Origin of the sequence: Streptococcus sp. 10824, from assembly GCF_013276595.1 — a bacterium.
In the GTDB taxonomy this organism is placed as follows: Bacteria; Bacillota; Bacilli; order Lactobacillales; family Streptococcaceae; genus Streptococcus; species Streptococcus pseudopneumoniae.
In genome coordinates this window covers 1-25,410 of the sequence record NZ_VMLH01000087.1, presented here as the reverse complement: position 1 = coordinate 25,410, position 25,410 = coordinate 1, and the positions used below count along the sequence as shown (strand labels likewise).

The window sequence follows — 25,410 nt, the reverse complement described above, 5'->3', positions numbered from 1 at the left end:
CTCACTTACTTAATAATAACTGGACGGTTATTTTTTTCTTCTCTTTTTTCGTTTGTCCCTTATCTTGAAGTAATCTCAAGCGACCAAATTTTCTCACACTAATCAAGTCTCCAACTTGAACAGTGTAATCTGATTTGTCTACCACATGATAATTTACTTGGACAAGTTTCTTTTCAATCAACTGGTTTGCTTGATTCCTAGATAGTTTTAAAACATTTGATAAAAGAACATCTAATCGAAAACTAGACACAGATAAATCCAGTTCTCGATACTGCTCTAGCTTATCTATTTTCTCGGTGAAAGGACGTTCCTCCAGCGAAACGGATATACGGCCAATTTTCTTTAATCCATCTTGAAAGAGAAGAAGAAACTGCTGATTAATCATAATCTGCGCCCGTTCTTCATCTACTAGGATATCTCCAAAAAGTTTCCGTTCAATCCCTAATTGATTGATGACTGTCCCTAAAATCTTAGCATGCGTTAAGTGTTCAAATTTATTGGAATACACTATTTCCTGGAGAGATATTTCAAAATCTGAAAACTCTGGCTGGAAATAATCTGGGTATAATAAAACTCGAACATACTCACTCGAGACGAATTCCCTACTACTGCTACAAGCAAGACCATAGGTTTTGGCCAAAATCTTTAATAGCTTCTCCTGATGAGGATTGATAAAAGGAGTTAAAAAAGGAGCATAGCTATCTTCTACCTTCTTTATCCATTCCATTCCCTTGTCAAGAAATGGACGATCTTCTATGGAGAAATGCTGGTAAATCCCTTTATTCATCCTATCATCGCCAGAAAACGGACTAGGTTTTCTCCTAAAAATCGAACCAAAACAATCGCAACCCAAACAGATAAATCAAGACCCGCTATCTGTAAAGGCAGGCGGTGCAAGGGAGAAAGCACTGGCTTTACCAATGCTACAATCCAACGACCTAAACTGGATTCATAGGCACCTGGAAACCAAGACATGACAGCAAAGGCTACTAAAATCAGGGAGTAAATATCCACTGCATTATAAATCATACGAATTAAAAAAATCATTATCGTACTCTATTTCGCTTCATATCAAAGCCAAACTCACCATTTTGTTCTTCATCTGGTAAACGAATATCTTCTACATTCACAATAACATTCACTGGTGTTAACAGATACATAGTAGATGCTACCTTTTTCAAATTTCCAGCTAAAACATGACAAGCTCCATCCAAATAGTCCAAACAACGACGAGCCTGCACTTCAGTCATATACTGAAAATCAATCAAGATACTTTCGTTTCCTGCCAATAAATCAACAATTTCTGTTGCATCCTCATATTTTCTAGGATAACGAACATCTATAATGACCTTATCCGTTGCACGCTGACTCTGATTTGCCAATTCCTGTTGTCTTGCATGAAGTCTGGTGATATTGCTATCTTTTGCACCAGCAGACTGTGAAGGTTGATGCATTGGGAGAGCCGGTTCCTGTGAAGAATTTACTGGAGTTAACACAGGCTCATCTCTTTTTTCATAAGGGAGACTTGAATCCTCATCCTCCGTAAAATAATCTATAAATCTATCGAATCTATCTTTTAAAGACATGGTTCTCTCCTACTTAAAAAATGCTGTACCTATACGAACAAAGGTGGAACCGAATTGAATCGCTTCTTTATAATCACGACTCATTCCTATACTTAACTCGGTCATAGGCATATTTGGAATTTGTTTTTCTTGAATTTCTCTTTGCAAATCTTGGGTCGCCTTGAAAATTTCTTTCAACTGCTCACTGCTAGCCTCAAAAGGTGCCATCGTCATTAAACCAACATATTCAATCTTATCTAGTCTGGCTAACTCTGGCAAGATTTCCAGCAGTTCCTCTCTCGAAAAACCGTGTTTGCTTTCTTCTTTAGAAATATTTACTTGAAGGAAACATTTGATGACTCGGTCACTTCTTTTTTGAATTTCCTCTGCTAGCTTTACTGAGTCCAATGCATGGAAATAATCGACAAATTGTATGACATCTTTCACCTTACGTCTTTGCAAGGTACCAATCAAATGCCAAGTCACATCTCGATCTTTTAAAGCTTCATATTTTTCCAGAAACTTATCTACACGATTTTCACCGATATGATGAACACCTAGCGGAAGCAAGGCTTCCGCTGTCGGTACATCTACATACTTGGTAACTGCAATGACAGAGACTGAACCACTCTCTCGATGAGCATTCAGACTAGCCTCTGCAACTTCTCGAAAAACAAGTTCTGTATTTTCTTTTACATTCATTTACTTAACGATTTTTGAAAAATGGAGGTGTATCCAATTCATCTTCATCTTGTGATGTTGGGGCTTCAAAGCGTTCGACTGGAGAAACAACTGAATCTGTTGTACGAACAATCGATTCACGGCGAAGATCCCAATCACCAAAAGCAGATGCTTGAGTTGGTTCCAAACGACGTGGATTTTGTTTTGGCAATTCAGCTGTTTCTGCCATATCAAAATGACGATCAAAGCCATGTGAATGAGCTGGTTTCACTGTCTCACGGTAGTTAGTAGTAGGTCTAGCTTGTGGAGCAACAACCTTCTCTACGCGGTCTTGACGAACACCCGTTGCAACAACTGTTACACGAATTTCATCACGCATACTTTCATCAATTGAAGTACCGAGCCAGATGTTCACTCCTTGACCTGCCGCCTGGTTCACAATTTGTGAAGCCTCTTCTGCTTCAATCAAGGTTAAGTCAAGACCACCAGTTACGTTGACAATCACATCTTCTGCTCCATCAATTGTTGTTTCAAGAAGTGGAGAGTAAATTGCCTTACGTGCTGCTTCAACAACACGTTCTTCTCCACTACCGATACCAATACCCATAAGAGCATTCCCTTTATTTGCCATAACTGTTTTCACATCGGCAAAGTCAAGGTTAATCAATCCTGGATTGGTAATCAAATCAGTAATCCCTTGAACACCTTGACGAAGTACGTTATCCGCTTCGCTAAGAGCCTCCAAGAGCGGTGTTTTCTTATCAACAATTTCAAGCAAGTTGTTGTTTGAAATAATCAATAGAGTATCTACATGCTCACGAAGTTGGTTGATTCCTTCAACAGCAAATTGTCCACGCTTGCTTCCTTCAAAACCAAAGGGACGTGTTACAACACCAACTGTAAGAGCACCTAAATCTTTGGCGATACGAGCAATAACAGGAGCAGCTCCAGTTCCAGAGCCTCCTCCCATACCAGCAGTGATGAAGACCATATCTGCGCCACTGATAGCTTCCGTCAGTGTTTCTTCGCTTTCTTCAGCAGCTTTACGACCAACCTCAGGTTGACCTCCTGCACCCAAACCACGAGTCAATTTAGGTCCCAACTGAATAACAGTCTCAGCTTTTGTACTACTCAATGCTTGTACATCTGTGTTTGCTGCGATAAATTCTACGCCTGTAACACCTTCGTCGACCATACGGTTGATGGCATTGCCACCACCTCCACCGACACCAATTACCTTAATCACTGCACCTTGAGCAGCAGCTGTATCAAATGAAAATGTCATAATTTATTTTTCCTCTTTATTCGTCAAACATGCTTCCGATCAAGCCACGGAAACGATCTGCTAATTTCGGTTTATTTTGTGAAGCTTGTTGGAAATCCGCCATTGGTTCTGTAGGCGCCACCGGCTCTACTTCTGGAGCAGGAGCTGGTTGAACAGGCGTTGATTGTACAAACTGAGCTGTTTTCTGAATCATTCCTCCAAAACTAATTGGTTGATGAGTCAGAGCAACTTCACCCTTGACTGCTCGTTGAGCCAAAAGATTGACTTCTGTCAATTGTCCAGCGAATTCCGATAGACTAATCACATGCGCAAAGGCTGGATTGCGAATACCAACTTGGTTTGGAACATATAGTTTGACACGAACGCCAAAGACTTCTTGAGCCAATTCTACCATACCCGGTAAAATAGCATTTCCACCGATTAAGACAATGCCACCAGGGAGCTCCAATAGACGTCTTCTATCTAATTCTTGCTTAATTTGTTCAAGGATGTGCTTGATTCGTGCAGAAATAATTTCTGACAAGTAGGCTTCCGTCACTTCGACTGCTTCTACTTCTCCAATAACTTCTACTTGGAAGGTTTCTTTGCTTGCAAGAGGAGGGTAAGCCTCTCCATAGTTTAATTTCAAACCTTCAGCCAACTTCTGAGAAGTTTTCAAGACTTTAGAGATATCCTTAGTTACATAATCTCCACCTTCTTGGAGAATATTGGTGAACTGAAGTTCTTGGTTACGGATTGTAGCGACAGTCGTTTGACCTGCCCCCATATCAATCACTGTAGCACCAAATTCACGTTCACCTTCGTTCAAAACTGATTGAACCATTGCTAGTGGTGAAATGATAATATTTTCAACCTGAACACCTGCACGCTCAACCGTCTTACGCAAATTGTGCAAGATAGTACGAGGGCCTGTATAAAGCAGACCACGCATTTCAAGGCGAACCCCCATCATGCCACGTGGGTCACGAATCCCTTGGAAACCATCCACAATAAATTCTTCAGGAATAAAGGTAATGACTTCACGGTCAGGTGTCATACTCTTTGTCAAAGCTGATTTGACAACATTTTCAACATCTTGATCCGTAATTTCCTTGGTATCAGATGTTACTGGAATCATCCCTTGAGTTGGTTCTACCTGCAAAAGATTACCAGGCAAGCCGACATTCACTGATTTAATCGAAATGCCTGCCTTTTCTTCTGCTTGGGAAATAGCTGATTTGATAGCAGTTGCTGCTGCATCAATATCAACAATAATTCCATCCTTTACACCTTTACTTTTGGCATTACTCACGCCAATTACATTTAATTCACCATTTCTCTGCTCGGCTACAAGCACCTTGACAGAGCTTGTTCCAATATCTAGACCTGTAAAAAAGCCTTCTCTAGCCATTACATCGCATCCTCTCTATCTTCCAAGTTTCGCACTTCGTATTATTCCATAGCTAAACATAGGCATAGCTATTCACAGAATATTATAACACAAAAAATCTAATTGTGCTTAGTTTTTTCCTAAATTTACTTGCTATTTTTTCACTTTTGCTCATCAACTTTTTTTATTTTCCAAACAAATTATAAAAAATCAGATTTATGAAAAAAGAAAGCTCATTTCTAAGCTTTCTTTGCAGTCATTTTTTCTGCTTCTTGTGCTAAAAATAGTTCCAAGATTTTCTTGGTCAAAGTAATGGCTACCGACAAGGCCAGAGAAACGATTAAATAATTAGCTACTAAGCCATGGTCTCCAACCAATGGTGGTTTTGTCAGGAATCCGTAATCTCCACCTGTTACTAAATTGACCACAAAAATCAAGGCATTTAGTCCAAAGGTCATGAGAAAAATTCCCTTCACATCCAGCAATCGCGCATTATACTGTCTCAATAGATAAACTAGAGAGTTCCCCAAGAGTGCTAAATGCCCAAAGATAAAGGACAAAATCGCAATATGGGGGAAAGGATAGGCATCTGGCACTGGATAAACAAAGGCTGCTAATGTCCCAAATGTTCCTAGCAATGCAAAATACTGCCTATATTTAGACTGACCAGGAAGCAAAAGCACCACAAACATAGCCATACGGCAATGGTAAAAGGGTAAGCTTTCTGACAGTGGCATATGATTGACCCAGTACCAACCATAAAGGAGGATCAACTGAACCGCCTGCAAGATTTGGAAAAATCGTTGGCAAGCCTTCTTTTCACGATAGCGATAGGCTGTATAAAAGGTCAAGGCCAAGAGTGTAAATATACTGACATACCAATAAAGATCAAACTTGGGTGGCTCTGTTGCTTGGGTCGTAAAGAAAATATCCCATAAATTCATCTAGTCTTCCTCATGATTCAAAATTTTCCTGCATTTTATTATACCATGCTATTTGTCAAAAATGAATTTAGAAATACGATAATCATCTTCTTAATCAAGATATTGCTCCCTCTGACCTTGATAAACCTGCCAAAGAATCTCTATTTGCTCCTTGGTAATGCGTTTTTCAGATAAGGCTGGCAGTTGGTCAATGGCAAAAAATTGAAGGTCAGCAATTTCTTGATTTTTTTGGAATTGTCCATCAAGAAGCTTACATTCAAAAACAAACTTTGCATATTGTTTGCTCTGTAGTTGGAAACGATTGGTATCAAAAACAGCTAGTAGTCTTTCTACTTTAGCTTCAAAACCGGTTTCTTCTTCAATTTCCTTGAGAATATTTTCGGTTGGAGAATAGCCGACCTCACCAAAGCCACCTGGCAAAGCCCAATCATTCTCTCCTTGTCCCCTAACCAGACAAATCTTTTCGTCCTCAACAATCCAAGCACGGACGTCCATTAACGGAGTCGCATAAGCAGAAGTTGGCTTCAAGACTTCTGCCACTTCTTCGGCATCAAGGTCTGATGCTTGATTCAACATTTCAGATAAAAGACCTCGCAAGTCTTCATAGCGCTCACGGTCAAACGGATCCTTTGTAAAGGTTAATCCAGTATCTGTAAGAGCAATCATTCTTTGAAGATACTTAGCAAAATCACTTGTCTTCATGTTCTAAACTTTCTACCAACTTGGCTAGATTCATAGAGTTAGAGCCTTTGAGCAGGATTTGGTCATAAGCCCCAAGGCTTTCTTTGACCTGCTTAACTAGGTCTTCAAATTGGTCTTGGTCTTCTGTTTTCTTGAAGTAATAAACGTGGCCAATTGGGAACATTTGACTGGCCAATTGGGCTAATTCAGCAATGTCTTCTCCATAGAAAATAACGGTATCAAGCACATCTGGAGAAAGGCTCAAAATCATCTGGTTATGGAGTTGAATAGACTGGTCACCAAGCTCCTTCATATCTGCTAGAACAGCGATTTTTTTGCCACCTTCATTGGCTGGAATGGCAGAGAATGTTTCCAAAATTAACTTCATAGCAGTTGGATTGGCATTATACACATCTGATAGGATATCTGCTCCATTGGCTGCTTTCTTCCACTCGGTACGGTTACGCGTCAATTCAAGATTTTGGAAGGCCTGACGAATCTGCTCCTCTGAAACCCCTTCTTGTAGGGCAACATAAGACGCAATCATAGCATTGGTCGCATTGTACTTACCAGTCACTGGCAAATCAAGGTCTTGTTCCAAGAAATTAGCCTTAAAGGTCAGACTGTCCTTACGCTCAACCAAGTCTGTGATTTCCAGCTCTGCTCCTTGCCCAAAACGAACCACCTTTTTATCAGCTGGCAGGTAGGCCTCTACAATAGGGTCAGCCGGAGCTAAAAGCAAGGAACCAGGTGCCATCCCGTCTGCAATTTGCATTTTTCCTTTAGCAATCTCAGAACGGTCTTTGAAAAAGGCCAAATGGGATTCTCCAACCAAGGTCACGATGGCTGTTTTTGGATGAGCCAATTCAGACAAGAGATGAATATCGCCCAAGTGATCCTGCCCCATCTCCAAGACCAACTTTTCTGTTCCTTCAGGCATATGAAGAACCGTGTAGGGAAGACCAATCTCGTTATTGTAGTTGCCTTGTGTTTTGTAGGTTTTGTAGGTTGTTGATAGCAAGTGCGCCAACATATCCTTGGTCGTCGTCTTACCATTTGAACCCGTAACTGCAAAGACATCAACTCCCGTTTTTTCTATATAGTAGGCTGCGAGGGTTTGAAAGGCAGTCAACACATCGTCTACTAGAATGTAAGGATGATTTGCGATTTCTTTCTCAGACAAGGTTACAGCAGCGCCATTTTCAAAGGCTCTTTCAATAAAGTCATGGCCGTCACGCGCACCTTTGAGGGGCACAAATAAATCTCCTGTCGCAATCAAACGACTGTCAAACTCAGCTTTTTCTAACTGGGTGTCCTCAAAGATGCTGATATCATTTTTAGCTCCTACAACTTGGGCCACTTCATGAATTGTTAATTTCATTTCTACTCCTTTAAAAAGGGTTGAAGTCTGAGAACTCTAGTCACCTTGCAGTGATGGTTCTGGCTTCTACCCTCTCTTTCATTTTTATAGCAAATGCGCTTCGCGCTTGTCAAAACTTTCTTTAGCAAGGTCAACCAAACGCTCGATTAGTTCTGGGTAGCTGATTCCCATATTGTCCCAAAGCAGTGGGTACATTGACCACTGGGTAAAACCTGGCATGGTATTGAGCTCATTTAGGAAAACCTCTCCCTTATCTGTATAGAAGAAATCGCAACGAGATAGACCTAAACCACCAATGGCACGGAAGGCCGTTTCTGCATTTTGACGCATGACAGCTACCACATCATCACCGATTTTGGCTGGAATATCCATGGTAATCTTGTTATCAATATACTTGGCATCGTAGTCATAAAAGGCAACATCCTTGACTACTTCTCCCGGTAGCGTGCTTTTGACATCGTAGTTGCCTAGTAGACCAACCTCGATTTCACGGGCATTTACCCCTTGCTCTACCAAGACACGGCTGTCATATTGGAAGGCAAGTTCCAAAGCCTGACGAAGTTCTTCTTGATTTTCAGACTTAGAAATACCGACACTAGACCCCATGTTTGACGGCTTAGTGAAGACTGGATAAGTCAATTTTTCTTCCACTTCAGCGATTTTAGCAGTCACATCATCGCCTTCAACGATAGCCACATAAGGAACTTGGGCAATACCAGCAGATTCTAAAACACGCTTGGTCGTGATTTTATCCATGGCAAGACTTGATGACAAGATATTACATCCGACATACGGCATTTTCAAAACTTCAAGGAATCCTTGAACAGAGCCATCTTCTCCCATCGGACCGTGAAGAACTGGAAAGACCACTGCCCCTTCTTCATAGATAGCACTTGGTGCAACTTTCTTATCCCAATCAATGGTTTCATTGGTCATGAGACGGTCCTCTTGACCTGGAGTCTGACTAAATTCCTGCGTTTTGATAAAGTCACCTGACTGACTGATGAAGAAAGTCTTGACTGTGAAACGATCATAATTGACCGCACGCATGACACTCTCAGCTGAAAGGACAGAGACTTCGCGTTCCGCACTCCGTCCACCATATAAAAGAATAATCGTTTGTTTCATATTATTTGTCCTAATTCTACTAGAATACTCGCTCTTTAGTATATCATATTTGCTTGTTTTTTTAAAACTTGAACCTGATCCTACTCATCACACTATACAAAAAGAGGCCGATATGAACGATTTTCAGCCTCTTTGATTTTTTTATAAATGAATGGAGTTCGTAAATTTGTCCACACTTACAACTCTGTCCGATTTTCAATGGCCCGTAAGAGTGTGACTTCATCTGCATACTCGATATCTGCTCCCACAGCGAGGCCTCGTGCCAGACGAGTAACCTTGATCCCAGCTGGCTTGAGTAAACGGGAAAGATACATGGAAGTCGCTTCCCCATCTGCTGTAGCATTAGTCGCCACAATCACTTCTGAAACTTCACTATCCATCAGACGAGTCATAAGGCTCTTGAGATTGATGTCGTCTGGACTGATACCATTCATGGGAGAAATGAGGCCATGCAGGACATGATAGAGTCCATGGTATTCTTGGATATTCTCCATGGCTGCCACATCACGACTATCCTCAAGAACTAAAATCGTTGTCTGGTCACGACTTGGATCGGTACAAATGGAGCAAGGATTGTCATCAGTCAAACGACCACAGATGGAACAATAGGTCAGCTCTCTCTTAGCAGAAAGGAGATTTTTTGCAAATTCATTGACATCGTCATCAGACATCCCAATCGTATAAAAGGCCAGACGCGTAGCCGTCTTAATCCCGATACCTGGTAACTTGGAATAACTGTCAATCAGCTTGGCAATGGGTGTTGGATAAAGCATGGCTTCCTTTCTAATTCATTGGATGGTGTTGGTTATATAAATTGATAATGTCGCGAGCAATTGCTGGCCCAACATTTTTGGTTAAATTGGTATTATGAGGAAAGACTACTGCAACTGCAATTTGAGGATTTTCTGTTGGAGCATAGGCCACGGCATTGGTATTATTAGCTTCTTGACCACCAGCTACATAGCTTTCACCTGTACCGGTCTTACCACTGATAGAAACAGTGGCGCCATCTGAAAACGCCCGTCCTGTCGTAAGGGGACTAGTTCCATGCGATACTTGGTAAAATCCTTGGTGCAAGATACTCATATCGGAGTCGGATATATTGACCTTATTCATCTCTGTCGGTTGCAGTTGCTGAATCAAGTCACCCAGTCCTCCCTTATCATTATTACCATAAATGCCTTCAACAATACGAGGAGCCACACGAACACCATCATTTGCAATAGTTGCTACATACTGAGCCAACTGCATGGGCGTATAGTTATCAAACTGCCCAAAGGAATTGGTGATGTAATTAGCAAAGCTATACTCTTTGGGAACAAATCCAGTAGATTCATCTGGTAGGTCAATTCCGGTCGCAGCCCCCAAGCCATATTCGCCAAAGGTCGCACGAAGTTTTCCCATAGCTGTTTCCAAATTGCTGGTTCCAACAAACATATTTGGTTGATAGGTCTGGCCCATGATTCCAAGAGCGGTTTGAACCATGTAAGCATTGGATGAATACTCCAAGGCTTCCACAGCTGTAATAGGAAAAGATCCATATGCCAATTTATACCAAGAATAAATTGGAGCTGAACCTTGGAAAACAATAGGCTGATCTGTTAAGGTTTGGTTTCCTGATAAAACACCATTTTCCCAACCTGAGCTGATGGTAGCGGCCTTAACAACCGAACCTGGGACAAAGACATTGGTTACCGTTCCCAAGGAATCAGGAGTCAACTCTCCCGTTTTCAGGTCATGTTTGAGTCCTGACATAGACAAAACAGCACCTGTTTTGGGGTTAAGGGCGACTGCATACACACCCTCAGAATACTTGGCTCCACCATTTCCTAGCTCGGAATTGAAATAACTTTTCAGCAAAGCATCCACGCTATCTTGGAAGGCCAAATCAATGGTCAGTTTGATATTGTTTCCCTTACTACCTTCCTCAATTGTGTCCACGCTTTCCATATTGCCATATTTATCCAGATGGATTTCTTTTACCGAGCGTTTTCCTTGTAAGGTCTCTTCATATTGCTTTTCCAAATAGGAGGTTCCAACACGGTCATTTAGAGAATAGCCTTTTTTAAGATAGGATTCTGCTTCTTCCGCTGGGAGACCAGCTTTTTCACTGGATACACTCCCTACTATAGAAGAAAGGGAAGTTTCCAAAACCTTTCGATCCCAAGAAGTAGAAATACTAATGCCAGGCATCTCCTTTGAAATAGAGGCAATAACAGCCACCTGAGAATCATTTAGAGGATCTGTCGCAATGGTTCCTGTCGCAAAGTTGCCAACAGCATTTAACTGACTAAAAAGATAGATTTCTTTCTTTTCATCCTCTGTATAGTTTAGTTGACTTGTTGGGACACTATCGACCGCATTGTTATACAGTTCTGATTCGGATAGGCGATTGCCATCTGAATCCAATCGTTTCTCACTTGGGAGAGCTTCCACTGTTTTTTTATAGATTTCAGGATCAGCCAAATAGTAATCAGCCAGCTGGCGTTCTGTCAAATTTGGCGAACTGATGCTCACATAAGTCAGTAACTTTTTAGCTATTTCTTTTAAGTCTGTAGCCGTCATTTTATTGCTACGCGTAAAGGAAACAACCTGCTTTAACGTATTTTCTACCAAAGGTTTCCCACTAGCATCATAAATTCCCCCACGGGCAGAACTGGTTGTGACCTTGGTCTGACTAGCTGAGGCTAGCTTTTTTTCGTAAAAATCCTTGTTCAAAACCTGCATATACAACAAACGACCAATAATGGTCATAAAGAGTAAAATGACGATTGAAAACAATAAATTAAGCCGAATCGGAATCGAATGGCTGTTAAATTTTCTCATACAAATCAGTCTCATTTCTAACTTAAAATCTTACTCTTAATTGTACCACAATTTGAGCAGAAAATTATGGAAAAGAAAGAAGCTTTTTTTCGTTTTTACAGTAAGATACGTTTTTATTTATCCATCCCTATATTATATGTTATAATGAATGTAAAAGTTCAATAATCTAGTCTTTTTCCAACACGACTCATTTAAAGGAGCCTTCCCTATGGACAAACCAGATATCGCAACTGTCATTGATTCACATTTTGAAGAAATGACAGACCTAGAGCAAGAAATCGCTCATTATTTTTTACAAACGGAAACGATTGCAGATGATTTATCTTCTCAACAAGTCACCCAAAAATTACATATCTCTCAGGCTGCTTTGACCCGCTTTGCTAAAAAGTGTGGCTTTACTGGCTACCGAGAATTCATTTTCCAATACCAACATGAGGCAGAAAATCAAGCCAACCAAGTCTCCAAGCACAGTCCACTGACCAAACGAGTCCTCAGAAGTTATAGCAATATGAGGGAACAAACACAAGACTTGATTGACGAAATCCAACTAGAACGAATTGCCCAGCTAATCGAAGAGGCTGAGCGTATCTACTTCTTCGGAACAGGGAGTTCTGGCCTTGTTGCTCGTGAAATGAAATTGCGCTTCATGCGTCTGGGTGTTGTCTGCGAAGCTTTGACAGACCAAGACGGCTTTGCTTGGACAACCAGTATTATGGATGAAAATTGTCTCGTACTCGGTTTCTCACTTTCTGGCACAACTCCTTCTATTTTAGATAGTCTATTAGACGCTAAGGAGATGGGCGCAAAGACTGTACTTTTTTCAAGTGTTCCCAATAAAGATAGTCAGGCCTACACAGAGACTGTTCTTGTAGCCACCCACAGCCAGTCTTCTTACATCCAACGTATATCCGCTCAACTTCCTATGCTCTTCTTTATCGATTTAATTTATGCCTACTTTTTGGAAATCAATCGCGAAAGCAAGGAAAAAATTTTTAACAGCTACTGGGAAAATAAGAAACTCAACGGCTATCGTAGACAAAAACGTGTCAGAAAATCCTAGTTTGGCTCAGCCAAACTAGGATTATTATTCATCACCAAACATACCTCTTCAAGATTATGAATTAGTCATATCTTGACTTAGTCTTGAATAATTTCATGTAATCACTTTTTGAAGGGAGTAAATAAGCAAGTCTGACGGTATCCTCAACAATTGTATATAATACGATGTAATCCTTACTCAAGGTCAATCCTCGCGTTTGGTAGTGAGGATCTAATTTCTTACCAAATTTTTCATCGGCATCAAATCCAGCTTGGGGGAAAATTTCTAGCCGATTAATATCTTTTCTAATATTGGCTACTTTTCGTCTAGCAGCCTCTACAGAACCGATTTTCTCCGCTATATACTGATATATTTTATCCAGACTATCAATCACTCTAGGAGAATACAAAATCCTATATTTTTTATAATCCATAGCGTGTCACGACATCCTCATCTGTCAAGTAATTTCCAGCCTCAATCTTGGCATAACTTTCTTGAACTTCTGCTTGCAATTGTCTAAACAAATACTCCTTCTCTAATTCCTCTTCACTCAGTAAATCTACTTCATTTGTTACGGCAACATTCTTTAAAAATAATCTAAGTGCCGATGAAAGAGAAAGATTTTTTTCTTTTAACACTTCCATGGCATCATTTACTAATTCTCTATTAGCTTGGAAGGTCACAATCTTACTTGAATTCGCTATAGTCATTTTATATAATTCCTTTATATATTTTATTTATTATCTCACAATTATAAAGAAAGTCAAGGGAATTTGATTAGAAAATCCTAGTTCGGCTAAGCCAAACTAGGATTGTTTTGTTTTAAAGTGATAATAAGCTCCTAACATACCTGCTGTATTCTGGTGATGGGCGAATTCTAATCTCGTCTTATCAGCCAGACTTGGCACCAAAGCCTCTTTCAAAGCTTTGCGAATCTTGGGTTTGAGGATTGCCTCTTGCCCCATGATACCACCCCCGAGAATGACCACCTCTGGATTGGCAACGTAGCAAATATTTGCCAGACCTTTTCCTAGATAGTCTACCATGCGGTCAATACCTTCCATGCAGAGTTTATTGCCCTCAGTGGCTTCCTTGAAAATGCGTCGGCCATTCCACTGGTCAACTGGATCACCATGTGCTTCTGCTACATAACGAACCAAAGCTGTGGTTGAGGCTAAGTCTTGGAAAGCTCCATCCTGCATATGCATATAACCAACTTCACAGGCCGAATTGCTAAATCCATGGAAGACTTTCCCATCCATAATCAAACAACCACCGATACCTGTTCCAATAGTCAGGCAAAGGGTGACACTTGCTCCCTTGCCTGAACCAGATACTGCCTCAGCCAGACCTGCACAGTTGACATCATTTTCAATCTCACAAGGAATAGTAAAGCTAGTCTCGATTTCCTTTTTGAACTGAGTTCCTGCATAGTTTGGAATCTGAGGCCCAGCATAGAAAATCTCACCCTTATCTGGATCCACCATTCCTGCAGAAGAAATGGCAACACCTGCTACTGGGCCTTTTTCTAAATAGCTGGCTACAATATCTTTGGTTTTTTGTAAGATATGAGGTCCACCCTTATGCGCCTCAGTTGGCATTTCATGCGATTCAACAAGTTGGCCTTCTTGGTCAATCAAACCATATTTGATGTTGGTTCCACCGATATCAATTGCAACGTAGTGTGTCATAAATACCTCCTTATGGATTAGAGGAAGCGCTCCTTGGTTTCACGAATCAAGGCTGCAGCTGCTTCTACAACTGGACGATCTTCTTCAATCACTGGTGTCAATGGTGAACGAACAGAACCAATACTCAAGCCTTCATTGATTTTCAAAACTTCCTTAATCACACCATACATATTTCCATGTGCAGCAGTCAATTTACCAATGATAGCGTTGATAGCATACTGTAACTCACGCGCTGTTTCTAAATCTTTATCCGCAATCAATTGGTTGAGTTTCAAGAAGAGTTCTGGCATAGCACCATAAGTACCACCGATACCAGCTTTGGCACCCATGAGGCGACCACCTAGGAACTGTTCATCTGGACCGTTAAAGACGATATGGTCTTCCCCACCAAGGCTGACAAAGGTTTGGATATCTTGAACTGGCATAGAAGAGTTCTTCACACCGATAACACGAGGATTCTTCAACATTTCGGTATAAAGACTTGGAGTCAAAGCAACCCCTGCCAATTGAGGAATGTTGTAGATCACGTAGTCTGTGTTTGGAGCTGCAGAACTGATATCGTTCCAATATTTAGCAACTGAGTATTCTGGCAAGCGGAAGTAAATTGGTGGAATTGTTGCAATGGCATCTACTCTCAAGCTTTCAGCGTGGCGAGCCAGTTCCATACTATCTTTGGTATTGTTGCAAGCAACATGGGCAATAATAGTTAATTTACCTTTAGCAACTGCCATGACTTCTTCCAAAATCAACTTGCGGTCTTCTACACTTTGGTAGATACATTCACCAGAAGAACCATTGACATAAAGACCTTGAACACCTTTATCAATGAAGTATTGAACCAAGGCACGTGTACGCTCTGGACTTACTTCTCCTTGATCATCATAACATGCGTAGAAGGCTGGAATGACACCTTCGTATTTTTTCAAATCTGACATAGATTTTCTCCTATTATTTTTATTTTCTGCTAAAGCAGATTCTTTCTTTACTTCTTTAGTATACACTTTACCGAAAAGGCTTTCAATATCTTATAGACACTTAGATTTTAGTTTCTAGCTTATAGAATAGCGTTTGAAGCCTTTGAAAGTAGTTTCAGAAATAAGACTCCTATTGATATTTTGCGAAAATTTTCCCCATCAATCCAGTCTGGATAAAGACCAATAGTCCAAACCCAAAAAGTAGGAAGACTGAGCCACCTAAGAGTAGACTGAAGGCGGACAGATAAAGAACCATCACAATGAGGACAAGAATGGCTAACATGAGGAAGAACCAAGGAAAGTTAAAACTAGCCAAGATAAGCCCTTTCTGTAACACTTCTTTCCAAGTTAAATCATAGCGCGCAGCGATTGGATAGCTAGCCAGCATCACAATGGTAAGGAAAATAAGAATACCTAAACAAATAGCTTTAACCAATTGGAAGGGCAGAGCTGTTTGACCCCAGAAAAGATAGAGATCTGAAAAGGTAAGAAATACAATTCCTAATTCTAACATCCCCAACTGAAAACCTAGTTTCAGATTTTGCTTGAAAGATCTTAGATAGATTTTAAAAACAGGCACCCGTCTGCTCTTCTTAACTTCGAACATGGTCTCGTAGAGGCTGATTTTAGCCACTCCAATCGTCACGATGGGCAAACAAGAGACGACAAAAAGAAGATTGGCTGTCACGATGTCCAAGACTTTCTCACTAAAACGCATGAGAAAGTTGTCTGTATCAAATGCTGCCTTGATAAGGCTTACTCCTTTTTGTGCCATGTTTGCTCCTCCATCATTTTTCTTTGTAAACTGTTTTCTTTTTTGTCAGTAAAGCTTTCATAAGTCCCTACCATGAACAAATCTATTTTTTCTTTTTTCTTTTGGACTTTTTTCTATTTTTATATATAGGCTTATAATCATATACCCCGAACAGCGAAGCAATTAAAATAGTACTCCAAGTATGCTCATTAAATCCATCTAGCCCTCCACGAATTATCATTGCAAGCACTGTCCAAGCTAACATATTCAATAAAAAAATACAAAGTGCTTTCATTCTCGCATTTTAAAAGTTTATACGACCATTGTTAGGAATTTTATCATGTGCATCCCAAGCTGCAGCAATATTGTAGGCAAAATTACCATATACATCAGCTACATTCACAGCTACTCGTAAAATCCATCCAGAAATCTTGGTCGCTAATCCTACTCTTGCTGCTGCAGTTGCAGCTGCCCTACTTAAGATCGAGCGTGCCATACTAATACCATACTTAGCCGCATAAGTACCTAATTTTATGTATCTACCAATCAATGCATTCACAATGCCCCTAATTATCCAAGCCATCTCATCAACTGTAATTCCCTGTCCATCCAAGAAACTAGCTCTTGCAGCATACTTAGAAGATACCATTTCTAGCAATTCAATTTTACGTTCATCTGATATGTCTGGATAGACTCCTTTGCTATCTTCCACCAGATCCTTAATTTCTTGTTCAGTTAGCAAGTAATTTTGAGATAATTTTGCATCTATTCGATCTATTTCTGACTGTATAGTTTGGATATGCGAAACTTCATTCGCATACACAATTGAAGGTAAAATATTACTCATTAGCAATAAACAGACTGACAAGAAGATACCAATTTTTAAATATTTTATTCTCATTTCTCTACCTCACAAAGATCAATTTCATGGTAGAGTATTATCAAAGCTTTACAAAAAAACAATTCATCCTATTTTTAATCAATCAAAATTTTAAAGAGATATTTTCGAACCTTTTCTTCCATACCTGCATAACCAGTTGGCTGATGTGGCTCTCCTGGGAAGAAAATCGCAAAATTGTGATAACCCAACAAGAGTGGGTAGTGTTCATGACAATGGACAAAACCAATGTCACTTGCTTCGTCAAATGCTACTGCTTCATCTTTGATACGTGAACCGTAGCTCGAATATTCATGCCCTTCTACCAGCAAATGCAAATCTGCATAGTTCTTATGGTGTTCAAATTGATCATTTTCAGCTTGATTGAGGACATTTTCCTGAACAACTAGAAAGACTTTATCTCCATCAATATCATACTTTCCTAATTCGAAAGAATCCTTACGATGTTGGTAGAGATAGTCGATAGCCTTGTCTAAATTAGGATGAATCCCTTTGTAAAAGGTGATATTTTTCAAATCGTCAAAAATCATACTCTTTCCTTCGTTTCTGATAGTTAACTAAAACCATTCTTAAGTTGATAAGTGTCTGACAAAACTTCATAAAGTAACTGCATACCCTCCATTTTGTAGACACTTATAACTCTATATTCTCTTATACTCAATGAAAATTGAAGAACAAACTAGGAAGCTAACCGCAGGCAATACTTAAGTATGGCAAGGTGACGCTGACGTAGTTTGCATTCGATTTTCGCAGAGTATTATCCTTTGACCGCTCCCATAGTAATCCCTTGTGTGAAGGATTTCTGGAAGACTAGGAAGACTGTTACAATTGGCACGGCAGCAAGGGCAGCTCCTGCCATAATCAAACCATAGTTGGTTGCCATTTCAGCCTGCATGGTCGCAACCCCAAGTGAAATAGTCAAATTGTTACGTGAAGTCAACATTACCAACTGCATGAAGTAGTCATTCCAAGTATTGATGAAGGTAAAGATTGCAAGAGCCGCAAACCCTGGTTTCACAATCGGGAAGGCTACGCTCCAGAAGGTACGAATCTCACCACAACCGTCAATCTTAGCTGATTCGAGCAATTCTGTAGGGATATTTTCACTGAACTGTTTCATGAGGAAGACCCCAAATGGCCATCCAATCAAAGGCAAAATAACTGCCCAAAGAGTGTCATGAATTCCCATGAAGTTGACGATACGTACCAATGGTACAAGGACAACTTGTTTTGGAAGCGCCATAGCAGCGATAAAGATAGCAAAAAGAATACGTTGACCATAGAAACGTTTTTTAGCCAATACATAACCTGCTAGAGAGGAGGTCGCACAGACCAAGAACATGGTTACCAATGAGATAAACACAGAGTTCCACATCCACTGCATAGCAGGGTTTTGCACCATGAGTTGTTGGAAGTTTTCCATGGTTGGCATTTTAGGGAACCATTGTGGCGGAATCATAATGGTATCAGGCTGTGACTTGAAGGCACCTGTCAAAATCCAGTAGAATGGAAAGATGAACAGCACGGTCAACAAGAGCAAGATAATAGTTGAAATAACAGTGAAAGCTGTTAAAGGTTTCTTTTGTGTAGATTGCATAGCTGTCTCCTTTCTTTAATATTCTACGTCATTTCCGAGCGCCTTAAATTGAACAAAGCTTACAATAGCAATCATGACTGCCAAGAAGACACCAATGGTATTAGCATACCCGTATTCGGTCAATTGGAAGGCTTTTTCGTAAAGGTAGTACATCAAGGTACTTGTTGAGTAGTTTGGCCCACCAGATGTTAATAGTTGAATCAAGGCGAAAACTTGAAATGAGTTAATTGTTGTGATGATTGCAATATAAAGAGTTGTTGGAAGAAGGCTTGGCCATTTAATCTTCCAGAAAACTTGAAACTCAGTTGCACCATCAACACGCGCCGCTTCAACCAGTGAATTGTCAATATTCCCCATAGCAGCGATATAAAGGATGATTGGCTGACCAACTGAAGTGGTCAAGAGAATAATCATAATCGCCATCAATGCCCAGTGCTTATCACCAAGCCATGAAATGTTTTGAGTAATGATATGACTTGATTTAAGCACAAAGTTGAGAATTCCTGATAATGGATCATAGATCCATTTCCATACAACCGTTACGGCAACACTACCTGTTACAACAGGAAGGAAGAAGACAAAACGGTAGAAGGATCTGGCAATGGCATTTTGGTGATAGGTTTGCGATGCTACAAAGAGTGAGAATAGAACAACAACTGGCACGGATCCAATAACCAAAATAACTGTGTTAATCAGAGATTTTGCAAAGACAGGATCTTTAAACATACGGACATAGTTATCTAAGCCCACAAATTGGAAACTAGTCATAGAATAGTTAAAGAAACTTGTGATGAAGCCCATAATCATTGGTGCTAAAACAAAGATAATAAAGAAGAACAACACTGGTGCTAGGAAAGCATAGGAAATCACTGTTTCCCGCATACGAATTTTATTGACTTTCACAGTCGGCACCTCTCTTTCAAATAGAATAATTTTTTGACTTTCTTGAACTGTTTTAAAATCAAAATGAAATTTTTTATGATTCGCTTATGTAAGAACTTCATTTTAATTTCGTGACAGTTTCTTACATTTTAAACAAAAGCCCCCTTTTCTTACACTATCTGTGTAGAGGGAAAAGGGGGTATACACTCTTAGCTTCTTTAAAAAACTACTTTTTATAGAATAACTAAGGACTATTGTTTCATAGCTTTTTTGATTGTTTCGTTCGCTTTTTCAGTGAAGGCTTTCAAAGCGTCCGCTGGTTTTTCGTCACCATTTGATACAGATTGCAACATTGGGAACCAAAGTGTTCTCATTTCAGCAAATCCATCAATAGTGTTGTAGTATGGTGAGTAGTATTGAGTCCAGCCGCTGATTGTTTCCATGCGTTTGTCTTCATAAAGTTTTCCAAATGAAGTACGGACTGGGAAAGCACCTGTACGAACTACGTCTTTAGGTCCCCACTCTTTGTCATCTGCGATAAACTGGATGAATTTCTTAGATGCAGCGACTTTCTTGTCGTCTTTATTGTTGAATACTGCAAATCCGTTTACAAGGTATTCAAGAGCTGGTTTACCTTCGTCTGATGGGAATGGTACTTCTACTACTTCTACCTTACTTGCTTCTAACAGTTTAGCTTGGATACCATTTTGAGCTGGTGCCCAAAGGGTTGTGTAAGATGTTTGACCGTTGGCAAAGTTTTGGATATCTGCCCCACCGTCAAATTGTGAACCATTATTGAGCAAATTGTCTTTAATCCAGCCAGTTGCTTTTTCAAGACCTTTGACGAATTTAGGATCATCAGTTGTATATTTGCTAACTTTTTCATCTGTTACAGAACCGCTATAAAGGTTAGAGATAAAGGCACGTGTTCCTTGGTCTCCCCCTTGACCAGAACTGAACAATGAACCTGGTGTGTAGCCCTTGTCTTTGAGTGCTTTCAATACTTTTTCAAAATCATCAGTTGTCCAACCTTCTTTTACAAGGTTTGCCACTCCAGCATCTTCTAGCATTTTCTTGTTCATTGCCATGTAGAATGGGGCAGAACTAATTGGATACATGTAAGCCTTGTCTCCAGCTTTACTTGCTTGTATGATGTTTTCGTTATTGACATCTTTAACAAATTCATCTGTGAAAAGGTCGTTCAACTCAGCCAATTTACCATTTTTACCGTATTGGATGATACGTCCTGGTGCGTCAAAGAGTACGTCCGGAGCTGTTCCTGCTTCGATGGCTGTTGTGATTTTTTCAGGGCCTGACTTGAAGTCGATGGTTTCCAATTTCACTTTTACATCTGGATTTGCTTTTTCAAACGCTTCGATGATTGATTTTTCATAAGTTCCAACACCGTCACCAGCTTTTTCTTGGGTAAATACTGGGAATGCCCACCAAGTGATTTCTGTTTTGGCACCGTCACCACCTGATTTACCAGCATCTTTATTTCCGCCAGAATTGCCACAAGCAGCAAGACCAAGAACCGCAGCACCCGCAAGTACTGTACAAGCTAATTTTCTAAATTTCATTTGTATTCTCCTATTTTATAAGCGTATCCAACTTGGATAATGAGTTCTTTGCATTTATATACGTTTTCATTTTTTCCTACTCATCAATCACTCTCCTCTATTTTTTATTAAGTCAGTAAGTACTTAATCATCTACACCTAAAATTTCATTAATACTATTTTTATATAAGATTGCTTTTGCTCCATAGATTGCTTGAATGCCACCCTTCACTTCTAAGACATCAACTGCACCAATTTGTTTTAAAAGTGCTTTATCAACTTGATTAACTTCTTTTACAGCTACACGTAAACGTGTCACACAAGCATCTACATCTTCTATATTATTTGATCCACCCAACGCTCTGATAATTTGTAGGCTATCCTGTTTTAAATGATCCGCAGTATTTGAAGTTGAATCTGCGGATTCAGAAATTTCTTTAGAATCTACTTCTTCTCCTCTTCCTGGCGTTAGAACGTTGAATTGAGTAATGAACCATCTAAAAATAATATAATACAAAACACTCCAAATAAGTCCAAATGGAATCTGAAGAACCCAATTCGTCTTAGCGTTCCCCTGCAAAATTCCAAATAAAGTGAAATCGATTACACCTCCTGAAAATGTGTTTCCTATTGAGATATTTAAGATGTCTGCAATAAAGAAGCTGACACCATCAAGGAATGCGTGAACAACATATAGAACCGGACTGACGAATAGAAACATAAATTCAATTGGTTCTGTAATACCGGTAATAAAAGATGTTAAAGCAACTCCAAAAAACAAACCCGCGTATTTTTTACGACGATTCTTAGGAACACTATGGTACATCGCTAAACAGGCAGCCGGTAAACCGAACATCATTGTTGAGAAACGACCTGCAAAAAACCTTGTTCCTTCTGTAAATAATCCAGAATGAGCCGGATCGGCTAATTGAGCAAAAAATATTTTTTGAGCCCCAACCACTGTTTGTCCTGCAACAGTTTCAACACCACCAAGTTCAGTATACCAAAACATAGGATAAATCATATGATGTAAGCCTACTGCTCCAGAAAGTCTCATTAAAAATCCATATAGAAAAGTTCCAATTGGACCTGCCTGAGAAATATATCCACCTGTAGAAACAAGAAGTTGTTGGAAAGGTGGCCAAATAACAAAGAAGACAAAGCCAATTAAGATAGAAGAGAACGATGTAACAATAGGAACGAAGCGTGAACCTCCAAAGAATCCTAAAGCGGAAGGTAATTGAATATTGCTATATCGGTTGTGCAAATATACGGCAACTATTCCGACAACTAATGCTCCAATAACTCCAGTATCAATTGCAGATCCTTCTGCCATAAAAAGTTTTACCAGAGCTTTGATCGTTGCAGTCATAACTAAGTAACCAGTTACTCCTGCTAACGCAGCGGTTCCTTTATCTCGTTTCGCTAAGCCAATACATAATCCCACACAGAGAAGTAGTGACAAGTTACTGAATACAACCTCTCCTGCAGAGCTCATTACTTGGAATATCGATTGAAAAATACTATTGTCTAGTATTGGATAAGTTGCTATCGTGGTTGGGTTTGAAAGTGCACCACCAATCCCCAAAAGTAGACCTGCTGCAGGAAGTATAGCTATAGGTAATATAAAAGCTTTTCCAACTTTTTGTAAAACTTTAAATATAAAACTCCCCCCTCACATCTTATTTAAGACCAGCAACGAAGCGTTCTGTAATCTCTTTTGGTCTAGTAATAGCGCCACCAACAACGATGCCTCGCACTCCGTATTCAAGGATTTGTTTGGCTTGTTCTGGTGTATGAATTTTTCCTTCTGCAATGACATCTACACCGGCATCACAGAGTTTTTTGATGAGTTCAAAATCTGGACCATCCACTTTTGGACTGTAGGATGTGTAGCCTGATAAGGTTGTTCCGACAAAGTCAATTCCTGCTTCGACCGCTGCCAATCCTTCTTCAAAAGTACTGGTGTCCGCCATCAAGAGCTGGTTAGGATATTTCTCCTTGACCTGACGAATGAACTCTTGAATTTCCAAACCATCGTAGCGTTCACGCTTGGTACAATCCAGAGCAATCACCTCGATGTCCAGTTCTGCCAATTCATCAACTTCTTTCATAGTAGCCGTGATGAAGGGTTCTTGTGGCGGATAATCTCGTTTGATTATCCCAATAATCGGAAGTTTGGTGACTTCCTTAATTTCCTTGATATCGCGAACACTATTGGCTCGGATACCGACTGCTCCACCTTGCTCAGCCGCTTTGACCAGCAAGGGAATCACCCCTCCCGCTTCTGTATAAAGCGGTTCATGAGGAAGAGCCTGACAAGAAACGATGATTCCATCTTTGATTTGTTCAATCAAGGCTTCTTTACTAATCTGTGGCATCCTCTTTCCTCCCTTTCTTTTTTCTTTATTTCTATGAGATTATTATACCTTAAAATTAAAACGCTTTCAAGAGTTTGTAGTATAATAGATTTCAGTTTCAAAAACTAGCCAAGTCAAACAGCTCCTCTGAAAGTACTTTCAGAGGAGCAAGTCGACCTATAATAGGAGAATACCAAAATTTAGTTTACAATTTCTGACAATTTTACTTTGCGATCTTCAAACATAGACTGGGTACAAGCATCTGCAGTAGCAATTGCTTCTAGGGCAGCTTCACCTGTCAATAGTTTTGCAAATTCTTCTGATACTGGAGCTCCTTGCATAATCTCATGCAGATAGCGCATTTCTTTATCAATGACAGATGATAGCCATAATGGAGTACGTTTACCTGGTTTACCATAAGCAATTGCTCCATCCATCTCTGTACTATGATAGATACGAGTCCGATCATCATCTTCTTCTTGCGATTCGTGAATCAAGAAATAGCTTTCTTGCCCATCTAGCTTAAGAGTTCCTTTACAGTTGAATAAGTCTAAGCGGATGGCACCTTTGCTTCCTTGGATTAAGACATAATGTTCACCCCAACGATAAGCTGAACCCCATTCTAACAAGGCAAAACGCTTATTAGAAAATTCCATATTGACAAAAATCATATCATCTTCATCACCGAAATGTTCACCTTCATGGGCCACATTTCCACCTGTCATGGTTACAGTTTCAGGCATGCCCCCCATAAGGAATTGAACGCAATCCAATTCATGGATGTGGTGATACAAGTGACCACCTGATTTTTCACGAATTTTTTTCCATGATACTGACGGTTGTTGTTCTTCCCAACCATTACGAGCTGTATGACAATATAGAACGTCTCCGATAACTCCTTGATTAATGAGTTCTTTTGCATGATGAACACCATTAAAGAAATTCATAATATGTCCTGCCATAAAGGTTACATTGTTTTCTTTACACGCATCTACCATCTCGCGACAATCTTGATAAGAAAGCGCAATTGGTTTTTCACAGAAAACATTTTTACCATGCTGTGCAGCCTTAATAACCGGTTCCTTATGAAGATTATTTGGAGTTGCGACGATAACACAATCTACTTCATCACTAGAAACCAACTCATCTAAGGAACTTGCTACTTTTGCTCCCAATTCTTCTGCAATCGCCTCTGCATTATCTGGATCATAGAGAAGAGTAATCTCTGCTCCATCATTCTTTTGCATGTAGCGAGCCAATTCAGCTCCAAAATACCCTGCTCCAACAACACCGTATTTAACCATGTTTTTCTCCTTTATTTTGTTAAATCATTAATTTCCAAATCTATATACTGAACTACATTGCTTAAGTCATAACCACCCGTGAAAACGGGTGGCTTGTACACCGGCTATAAGCCGTTTCTCTCCAGCGGCGTCTAAAGACGCTCGCTGAACTTCGTTCAGGTCGTGCTATATTACTTGACTAATGCCCGTCACAACGGGCTTTTACCTTGTTCTAAATCCGCCATCAGAAAACGGATCTTCATATTCTTTTACACTCAGCTTATCGAGTGCAATGTCATTCTTTTCCTGCTCGCGAATATATTTAGCTACGGTCTTTTCGTTTAGTCCAACGGTACTTACATAGTATCCCCTAGCCCAGAACTTTCGATTTCCATACTTATATTTTAAATTAGCGTGCTTATCAAATATCATCAATGCACTTTTGCTCTTGAGATACCCCATAAAATCGGAAATCGAAAGTTTGGGAGGTATCAGTACAAGCAGGTGTACATGG

28 protein-coding genes are annotated in these 25,410 nt (G+C 39.9%); 1 reads left to right on the top strand and 27 read right to left on the bottom strand.

All coding sequences use genetic code 11. The features are described 5' to 3' along the window. Position 1: 1 nt before the first annotated feature. From HT701_RS08180 to pbp2b, 12 genes are all read right to left on the bottom strand, one after another. Positions 2-787 carry an RNA-binding protein gene (locus tag HT701_RS08180; protein ID WP_172931415.1) on the bottom strand — a complete coding sequence of 262 codons (786 nt, stop codon included), beginning with the start codon at positions 785-787 and terminating at the stop codon, positions 2-4. Further along, entirely contained in the window at positions 784-1,047 is a 264-nt protein-coding gene (locus tag HT701_RS08175) for a YggT family protein (protein ID WP_172931414.1), read from the bottom strand. Before HT701_RS08175 ends, HT701_RS08180 begins: the two co-directional genes overlap by 4 nt. Beyond that, entirely contained in the window at positions 1,047-1,586 is a 540-nt protein-coding gene (locus HT701_RS08170) for a cell division protein SepF (RefSeq protein ID WP_172931413.1), read from the bottom strand. The genes HT701_RS08175 and HT701_RS08170 overlap by 1 nt, the downstream gene beginning before the upstream one ends. Positions 1,587-1,595: 9 nt before the next feature. Beyond that, positions 1,596-2,267, bottom strand: coding sequence for a YggS family pyridoxal phosphate-dependent enzyme (locus HT701_RS08165; protein WP_172931412.1), 672 nt, complete (start codon positions 2,265-2,267; stop codon positions 1,596-1,598). Between the two features lie 4 nt (positions 2,268-2,271). Next, a complete protein-coding gene (gene ftsZ / locus HT701_RS08160) occupies positions 2,272-3,531 on the bottom strand; it encodes a cell division protein FtsZ (protein WP_000144272.1) in 1,260 nt (419 codons plus the stop codon). A 16-nt stretch (positions 3,532-3,547) separates the two neighbouring features. Further along, the gene (ftsA, locus tag HT701_RS08155; RefSeq protein WP_000090393.1) at positions 3,548-4,921 is read right to left on the bottom strand and encodes a cell division protein FtsA; all 1,374 of its coding nucleotides are present in this window, start codon (positions 4,919-4,921) and stop codon (positions 3,548-3,550) included. Positions 4,922-5,139: 218 nt separating this feature from the next. Next, positions 5,140-5,844: a TIGR02206 family membrane protein gene (locus HT701_RS08150; RefSeq protein ID WP_172931411.1), complete on the bottom strand. Its 705-nt coding sequence runs from the start codon at positions 5,842-5,844 to the stop codon at positions 5,140-5,142. Positions 5,845-5,934: 90 nt separating this feature from the next. Continuing rightward, positions 5,935-6,546 (bottom strand): NUDIX hydrolase, encoded by a 612-nt coding sequence (locus HT701_RS08145; RefSeq protein ID WP_172931410.1) that lies wholly within the window; start codon positions 6,544-6,546, stop codon positions 5,935-5,937. Beyond that, positions 6,533-7,906 carry a UDP-N-acetylmuramoyl-tripeptide--D-alanyl-D-alanine ligase gene (gene murF, locus HT701_RS08140; protein ID WP_172931409.1) on the bottom strand — a complete coding sequence of 458 codons (1,374 nt, stop codon included), beginning with the start codon at positions 7,904-7,906 and terminating at the stop codon, positions 6,533-6,535. Before murF ends, HT701_RS08145 begins: the two co-directional genes overlap by 14 nt. Before the next feature lie 84 nt (positions 7,907-7,990). After that, positions 7,991-9,034 carry a D-alanine--D-alanine ligase gene (locus HT701_RS08135; protein ID WP_172931408.1) on the bottom strand — a complete coding sequence of 348 codons (1,044 nt, stop codon included), beginning with the start codon at positions 9,032-9,034 and terminating at the stop codon, positions 7,991-7,993. 176 nt (positions 9,035-9,210) lie between these two features. Further along, positions 9,211-9,807, bottom strand: coding sequence for a recombination mediator RecR (gene recR / locus HT701_RS08130; protein WP_076984727.1), 597 nt, complete (start codon positions 9,805-9,807; stop codon positions 9,211-9,213). 10 nt (positions 9,808-9,817) lie between these two features. Next, entirely contained in the window at positions 9,818-11,875 is a 2,058-nt protein-coding gene (gene pbp2b / locus HT701_RS08125; RefSeq protein WP_172931407.1) for a penicillin-binding protein 2B, read from the bottom strand. Between the two features lie 193 nt (positions 11,876-12,068). Here pbp2b and HT701_RS08120 point away from each other — a divergent pair, with 193 nt between their 5' ends. Then, complete coding sequence (locus tag HT701_RS08120; RefSeq protein WP_172931406.1) at positions 12,069-12,920, top strand: MurR/RpiR family transcriptional regulator; 852 nt, start codon at positions 12,069-12,071, stop codon at positions 12,918-12,920. A gap of 61 nt (positions 12,921-12,981) precedes the next feature. Here the strand turns inward: HT701_RS08120 and HT701_RS08115 are convergent, their stop codons facing one another. The 15 genes from HT701_RS08115 to tnpA all read right to left on the bottom strand — a co-directional run. Continuing rightward, positions 12,982-13,332 (bottom strand): type II toxin-antitoxin system RelE/ParE family toxin, encoded by a 351-nt coding sequence (locus tag HT701_RS08115; protein WP_172931405.1) that lies wholly within the window; start codon positions 13,330-13,332, stop codon positions 12,982-12,984. Continuing rightward, entirely contained in the window at positions 13,322-13,609 is a 288-nt protein-coding gene (locus HT701_RS08110; RefSeq protein WP_000150673.1) for a hypothetical protein, read from the bottom strand. Before HT701_RS08110 ends, HT701_RS08115 begins: the two co-directional genes overlap by 11 nt. A 96-nt stretch (positions 13,610-13,705) precedes the next feature. Then, positions 13,706-14,590 carry an ROK family protein gene (locus HT701_RS08105; RefSeq protein ID WP_050307310.1) on the bottom strand — a complete coding sequence of 295 codons (885 nt, stop codon included), beginning with the start codon at positions 14,588-14,590 and terminating at the stop codon, positions 13,706-13,708. A 17-nt stretch (positions 14,591-14,607) separates the two neighbouring features. Continuing rightward, positions 14,608-15,525 carry a dihydrodipicolinate synthase family protein gene (locus tag HT701_RS08100; protein WP_172931404.1) on the bottom strand — a complete coding sequence of 306 codons (918 nt, stop codon included), beginning with the start codon at positions 15,523-15,525 and terminating at the stop codon, positions 14,608-14,610. A gap of 169 nt (positions 15,526-15,694) precedes the next feature. Next, positions 15,695-16,339 (bottom strand): YesL family protein, encoded by a 645-nt coding sequence (locus HT701_RS08095; RefSeq protein WP_172931403.1) that lies wholly within the window; start codon positions 16,337-16,339, stop codon positions 15,695-15,697. 82 nt (positions 16,340-16,421) lie between these two features. Further along, positions 16,422-16,613 carry a hypothetical protein gene (locus tag HT701_RS11550; RefSeq protein WP_014017318.1) on the bottom strand — a complete coding sequence of 64 codons (192 nt, stop codon included), beginning with the start codon at positions 16,611-16,613 and terminating at the stop codon, positions 16,422-16,424. A 9-nt stretch (positions 16,614-16,622) separates the two neighbouring features. Continuing rightward, the gene (locus tag HT701_RS08090) at positions 16,623-16,967 is read right to left on the bottom strand and encodes a hypothetical protein (RefSeq protein ID WP_014017319.1); all 345 of its coding nucleotides are present in this window, start codon (positions 16,965-16,967) and stop codon (positions 16,623-16,625) included. A gap of 326 nt (positions 16,968-17,293) precedes the next feature. After that, positions 17,294-17,746, bottom strand: a complete 453-nt coding sequence (locus HT701_RS08085; RefSeq protein ID WP_119920024.1) for a YhcH/YjgK/YiaL family protein — start codon at positions 17,744-17,746, stop codon at positions 17,294-17,296. 227 nt (positions 17,747-17,973) lie between these two features. Then, a complete protein-coding gene (locus tag HT701_RS08080; protein ID WP_001192119.1) occupies positions 17,974-18,813 on the bottom strand; it encodes a carbohydrate ABC transporter permease in 840 nt (279 codons plus the stop codon). A gap of 15 nt (positions 18,814-18,828) precedes the next feature. Continuing rightward, on the bottom strand, positions 18,829-19,695 hold the full coding sequence (locus tag HT701_RS08075) for a sugar ABC transporter permease (protein ID WP_165852403.1): 867 nt from the start codon (positions 19,693-19,695) through the stop codon (positions 18,829-18,831). 251 nt (positions 19,696-19,946) lie between these two features. Beyond that, positions 19,947-21,275 (bottom strand): ABC transporter substrate-binding protein, encoded by a 1,329-nt coding sequence (locus HT701_RS08070; protein ID WP_023936033.1) that lies wholly within the window; start codon positions 21,273-21,275, stop codon positions 19,947-19,949. A 123-nt stretch (positions 21,276-21,398) separates the two neighbouring features. Further along, the gene (locus tag HT701_RS08065; RefSeq protein ID WP_172931421.1) at positions 21,399-22,916 is read right to left on the bottom strand and encodes a PTS transporter subunit EIIC; all 1,518 of its coding nucleotides are present in this window, start codon (positions 22,914-22,916) and stop codon (positions 21,399-21,401) included. Positions 22,917-22,935: 19 nt separating this feature from the next. After that, complete coding sequence (locus tag HT701_RS08060; protein WP_001135655.1) at positions 22,936-23,634, bottom strand: N-acetylmannosamine-6-phosphate 2-epimerase; 699 nt, start codon at positions 23,632-23,634, stop codon at positions 22,936-22,938. 179 nt (positions 23,635-23,813) lie between these two features. Then, complete coding sequence (locus tag HT701_RS08055; RefSeq protein ID WP_000241724.1) at positions 23,814-24,917, bottom strand: Gfo/Idh/MocA family oxidoreductase; 1,104 nt, start codon at positions 24,915-24,917, stop codon at positions 23,814-23,816. A gap of 201 nt (positions 24,918-25,118) precedes the next feature. Next, the coding region (tnpA, locus tag HT701_RS08050) for an IS200/IS605 family transposase (RefSeq protein ID WP_119920204.1) at positions 25,119-25,410 on the bottom strand (292 nt) is incomplete at its 5' end.

What these genes read in the sequence shown, in the direction of transcription:
- HT701_RS08180 (WP_172931415.1), bottom strand. Translation starts at nt 787, where the DNA reads ATGAATAAAGGGATTTACCAGCATTTCTCCATAGAAGATCGTCCATTT.
- HT701_RS08175 (WP_172931414.1), bottom strand. Translation starts at nt 1,047, where the DNA reads ATGATTTTTTTAATTCGTATGATTTATAATGCAGTGGATATTTACTCC.
- HT701_RS08170 (WP_172931413.1), bottom strand. Translation starts at nt 1,586, where the DNA reads ATGTCTTTAAAAGATAGATTCGATAGATTTATAGATTATTTTACGGAG.
- HT701_RS08165 (WP_172931412.1), bottom strand. Translation starts at nt 2,267, where the DNA reads ATGAATGTAAAAGAAAATACAGAACTTGTTTTTCGAGAAGTTGCAGAG.
- ftsZ (WP_000144272.1), bottom strand. Translation starts at nt 3,531, where the DNA reads ATGACATTTTCATTTGATACAGCTGCTGCTCAAGGTGCAGTGATTAAG.
- ftsA (WP_000090393.1), bottom strand. Translation starts at nt 4,921, where the DNA reads ATGGCTAGAGAAGGCTTTTTTACAGGTCTAGATATTGGAACAAGCTCT.
- HT701_RS08150 (WP_172931411.1), bottom strand. Translation starts at nt 5,844, where the DNA reads ATGAATTTATGGGATATTTTCTTTACGACCCAAGCAACAGAGCCACCC.
- HT701_RS08145 (WP_172931410.1), bottom strand. Translation starts at nt 6,546, where the DNA reads ATGAAGACAAGTGATTTTGCTAAGTATCTTCAAAGAATGATTGCTCTT.
- murF (WP_172931409.1), bottom strand. Translation starts at nt 7,906, where the DNA reads ATGAAATTAACAATTCATGAAGTGGCCCAAGTTGTAGGAGCTAAAAAT.
- HT701_RS08135 (WP_172931408.1), bottom strand. Translation starts at nt 9,034, where the DNA reads ATGAAACAAACGATTATTCTTTTATATGGTGGACGGAGTGCGGAACGC.
- recR (WP_076984727.1), bottom strand. Translation starts at nt 9,807, where the DNA reads ATGCTTTATCCAACACCCATTGCCAAGCTGATTGACAGTTATTCCAAG.
- pbp2b (WP_172931407.1), bottom strand. Translation starts at nt 11,875, where the DNA reads ATGAGACTGATTTGTATGAGAAAATTTAACAGCCATTCGATTCCGATT.
- HT701_RS08120 (WP_172931406.1), top strand. Translation starts at nt 12,069, where the DNA reads ATGGACAAACCAGATATCGCAACTGTCATTGATTCACATTTTGAAGAA.
- HT701_RS08115 (WP_172931405.1), bottom strand. Translation starts at nt 13,332, where the DNA reads ATGGATTATAAAAAATATAGGATTTTGTATTCTCCTAGAGTGATTGAT.
- HT701_RS08110 (WP_000150673.1), bottom strand. Translation starts at nt 13,609, where the DNA reads ATGACTATAGCGAATTCAAGTAAGATTGTGACCTTCCAAGCTAATAGA.
- HT701_RS08105 (WP_050307310.1), bottom strand. Translation starts at nt 14,590, where the DNA reads ATGACACACTACGTTGCAATTGATATCGGTGGAACCAACATCAAATAT.
- HT701_RS08100 (WP_172931404.1), bottom strand. Translation starts at nt 15,525, where the DNA reads ATGTCAGATTTGAAAAAATACGAAGGTGTCATTCCAGCCTTCTACGCA.
- HT701_RS08095 (WP_172931403.1), bottom strand. Translation starts at nt 16,339, where the DNA reads ATGGCACAAAAAGGAGTAAGCCTTATCAAGGCAGCATTTGATACAGAC.
- HT701_RS11550 (WP_014017318.1), bottom strand. Translation starts at nt 16,613, where the DNA reads ATGAAAGCACTTTGTATTTTTTTATTGAATATGTTAGCTTGGACAGTG.
- HT701_RS08090 (WP_014017319.1), bottom strand. Translation starts at nt 16,967, where the DNA reads ATGGTATCTTCTAAGTATGCTGCAAGAGCTAGTTTCTTGGATGGACAG.
- HT701_RS08085 (WP_119920024.1), bottom strand. Translation starts at nt 17,746, where the DNA reads ATGATTTTTGACGATTTGAAAAATATCACCTTTTACAAAGGGATTCAT.
- HT701_RS08080 (WP_001192119.1), bottom strand. Translation starts at nt 18,813, where the DNA reads ATGCAATCTACACAAAAGAAACCTTTAACAGCTTTCACTGTTATTTCA.
- HT701_RS08075 (WP_165852403.1), bottom strand. Translation starts at nt 19,695, where the DNA reads ATGCGGGAAACAGTGATTTCCTATGCTTTCCTAGCACCAGTGTTGTTC.
- HT701_RS08070 (WP_023936033.1), bottom strand. Translation starts at nt 21,275, where the DNA reads ATGAAATTTAGAAAATTAGCTTGTACAGTACTTGCGGGTGCTGCGGTT.
- HT701_RS08060 (WP_001135655.1), bottom strand. Translation starts at nt 23,634, where the DNA reads ATGCCACAGATTAGTAAAGAAGCCTTGATTGAACAAATCAAAGATGGA.
- HT701_RS08055 (WP_000241724.1), bottom strand. Translation starts at nt 24,917, where the DNA reads ATGGTTAAATACGGTGTTGTTGGAGCAGGGTATTTTGGAGCTGAATTG.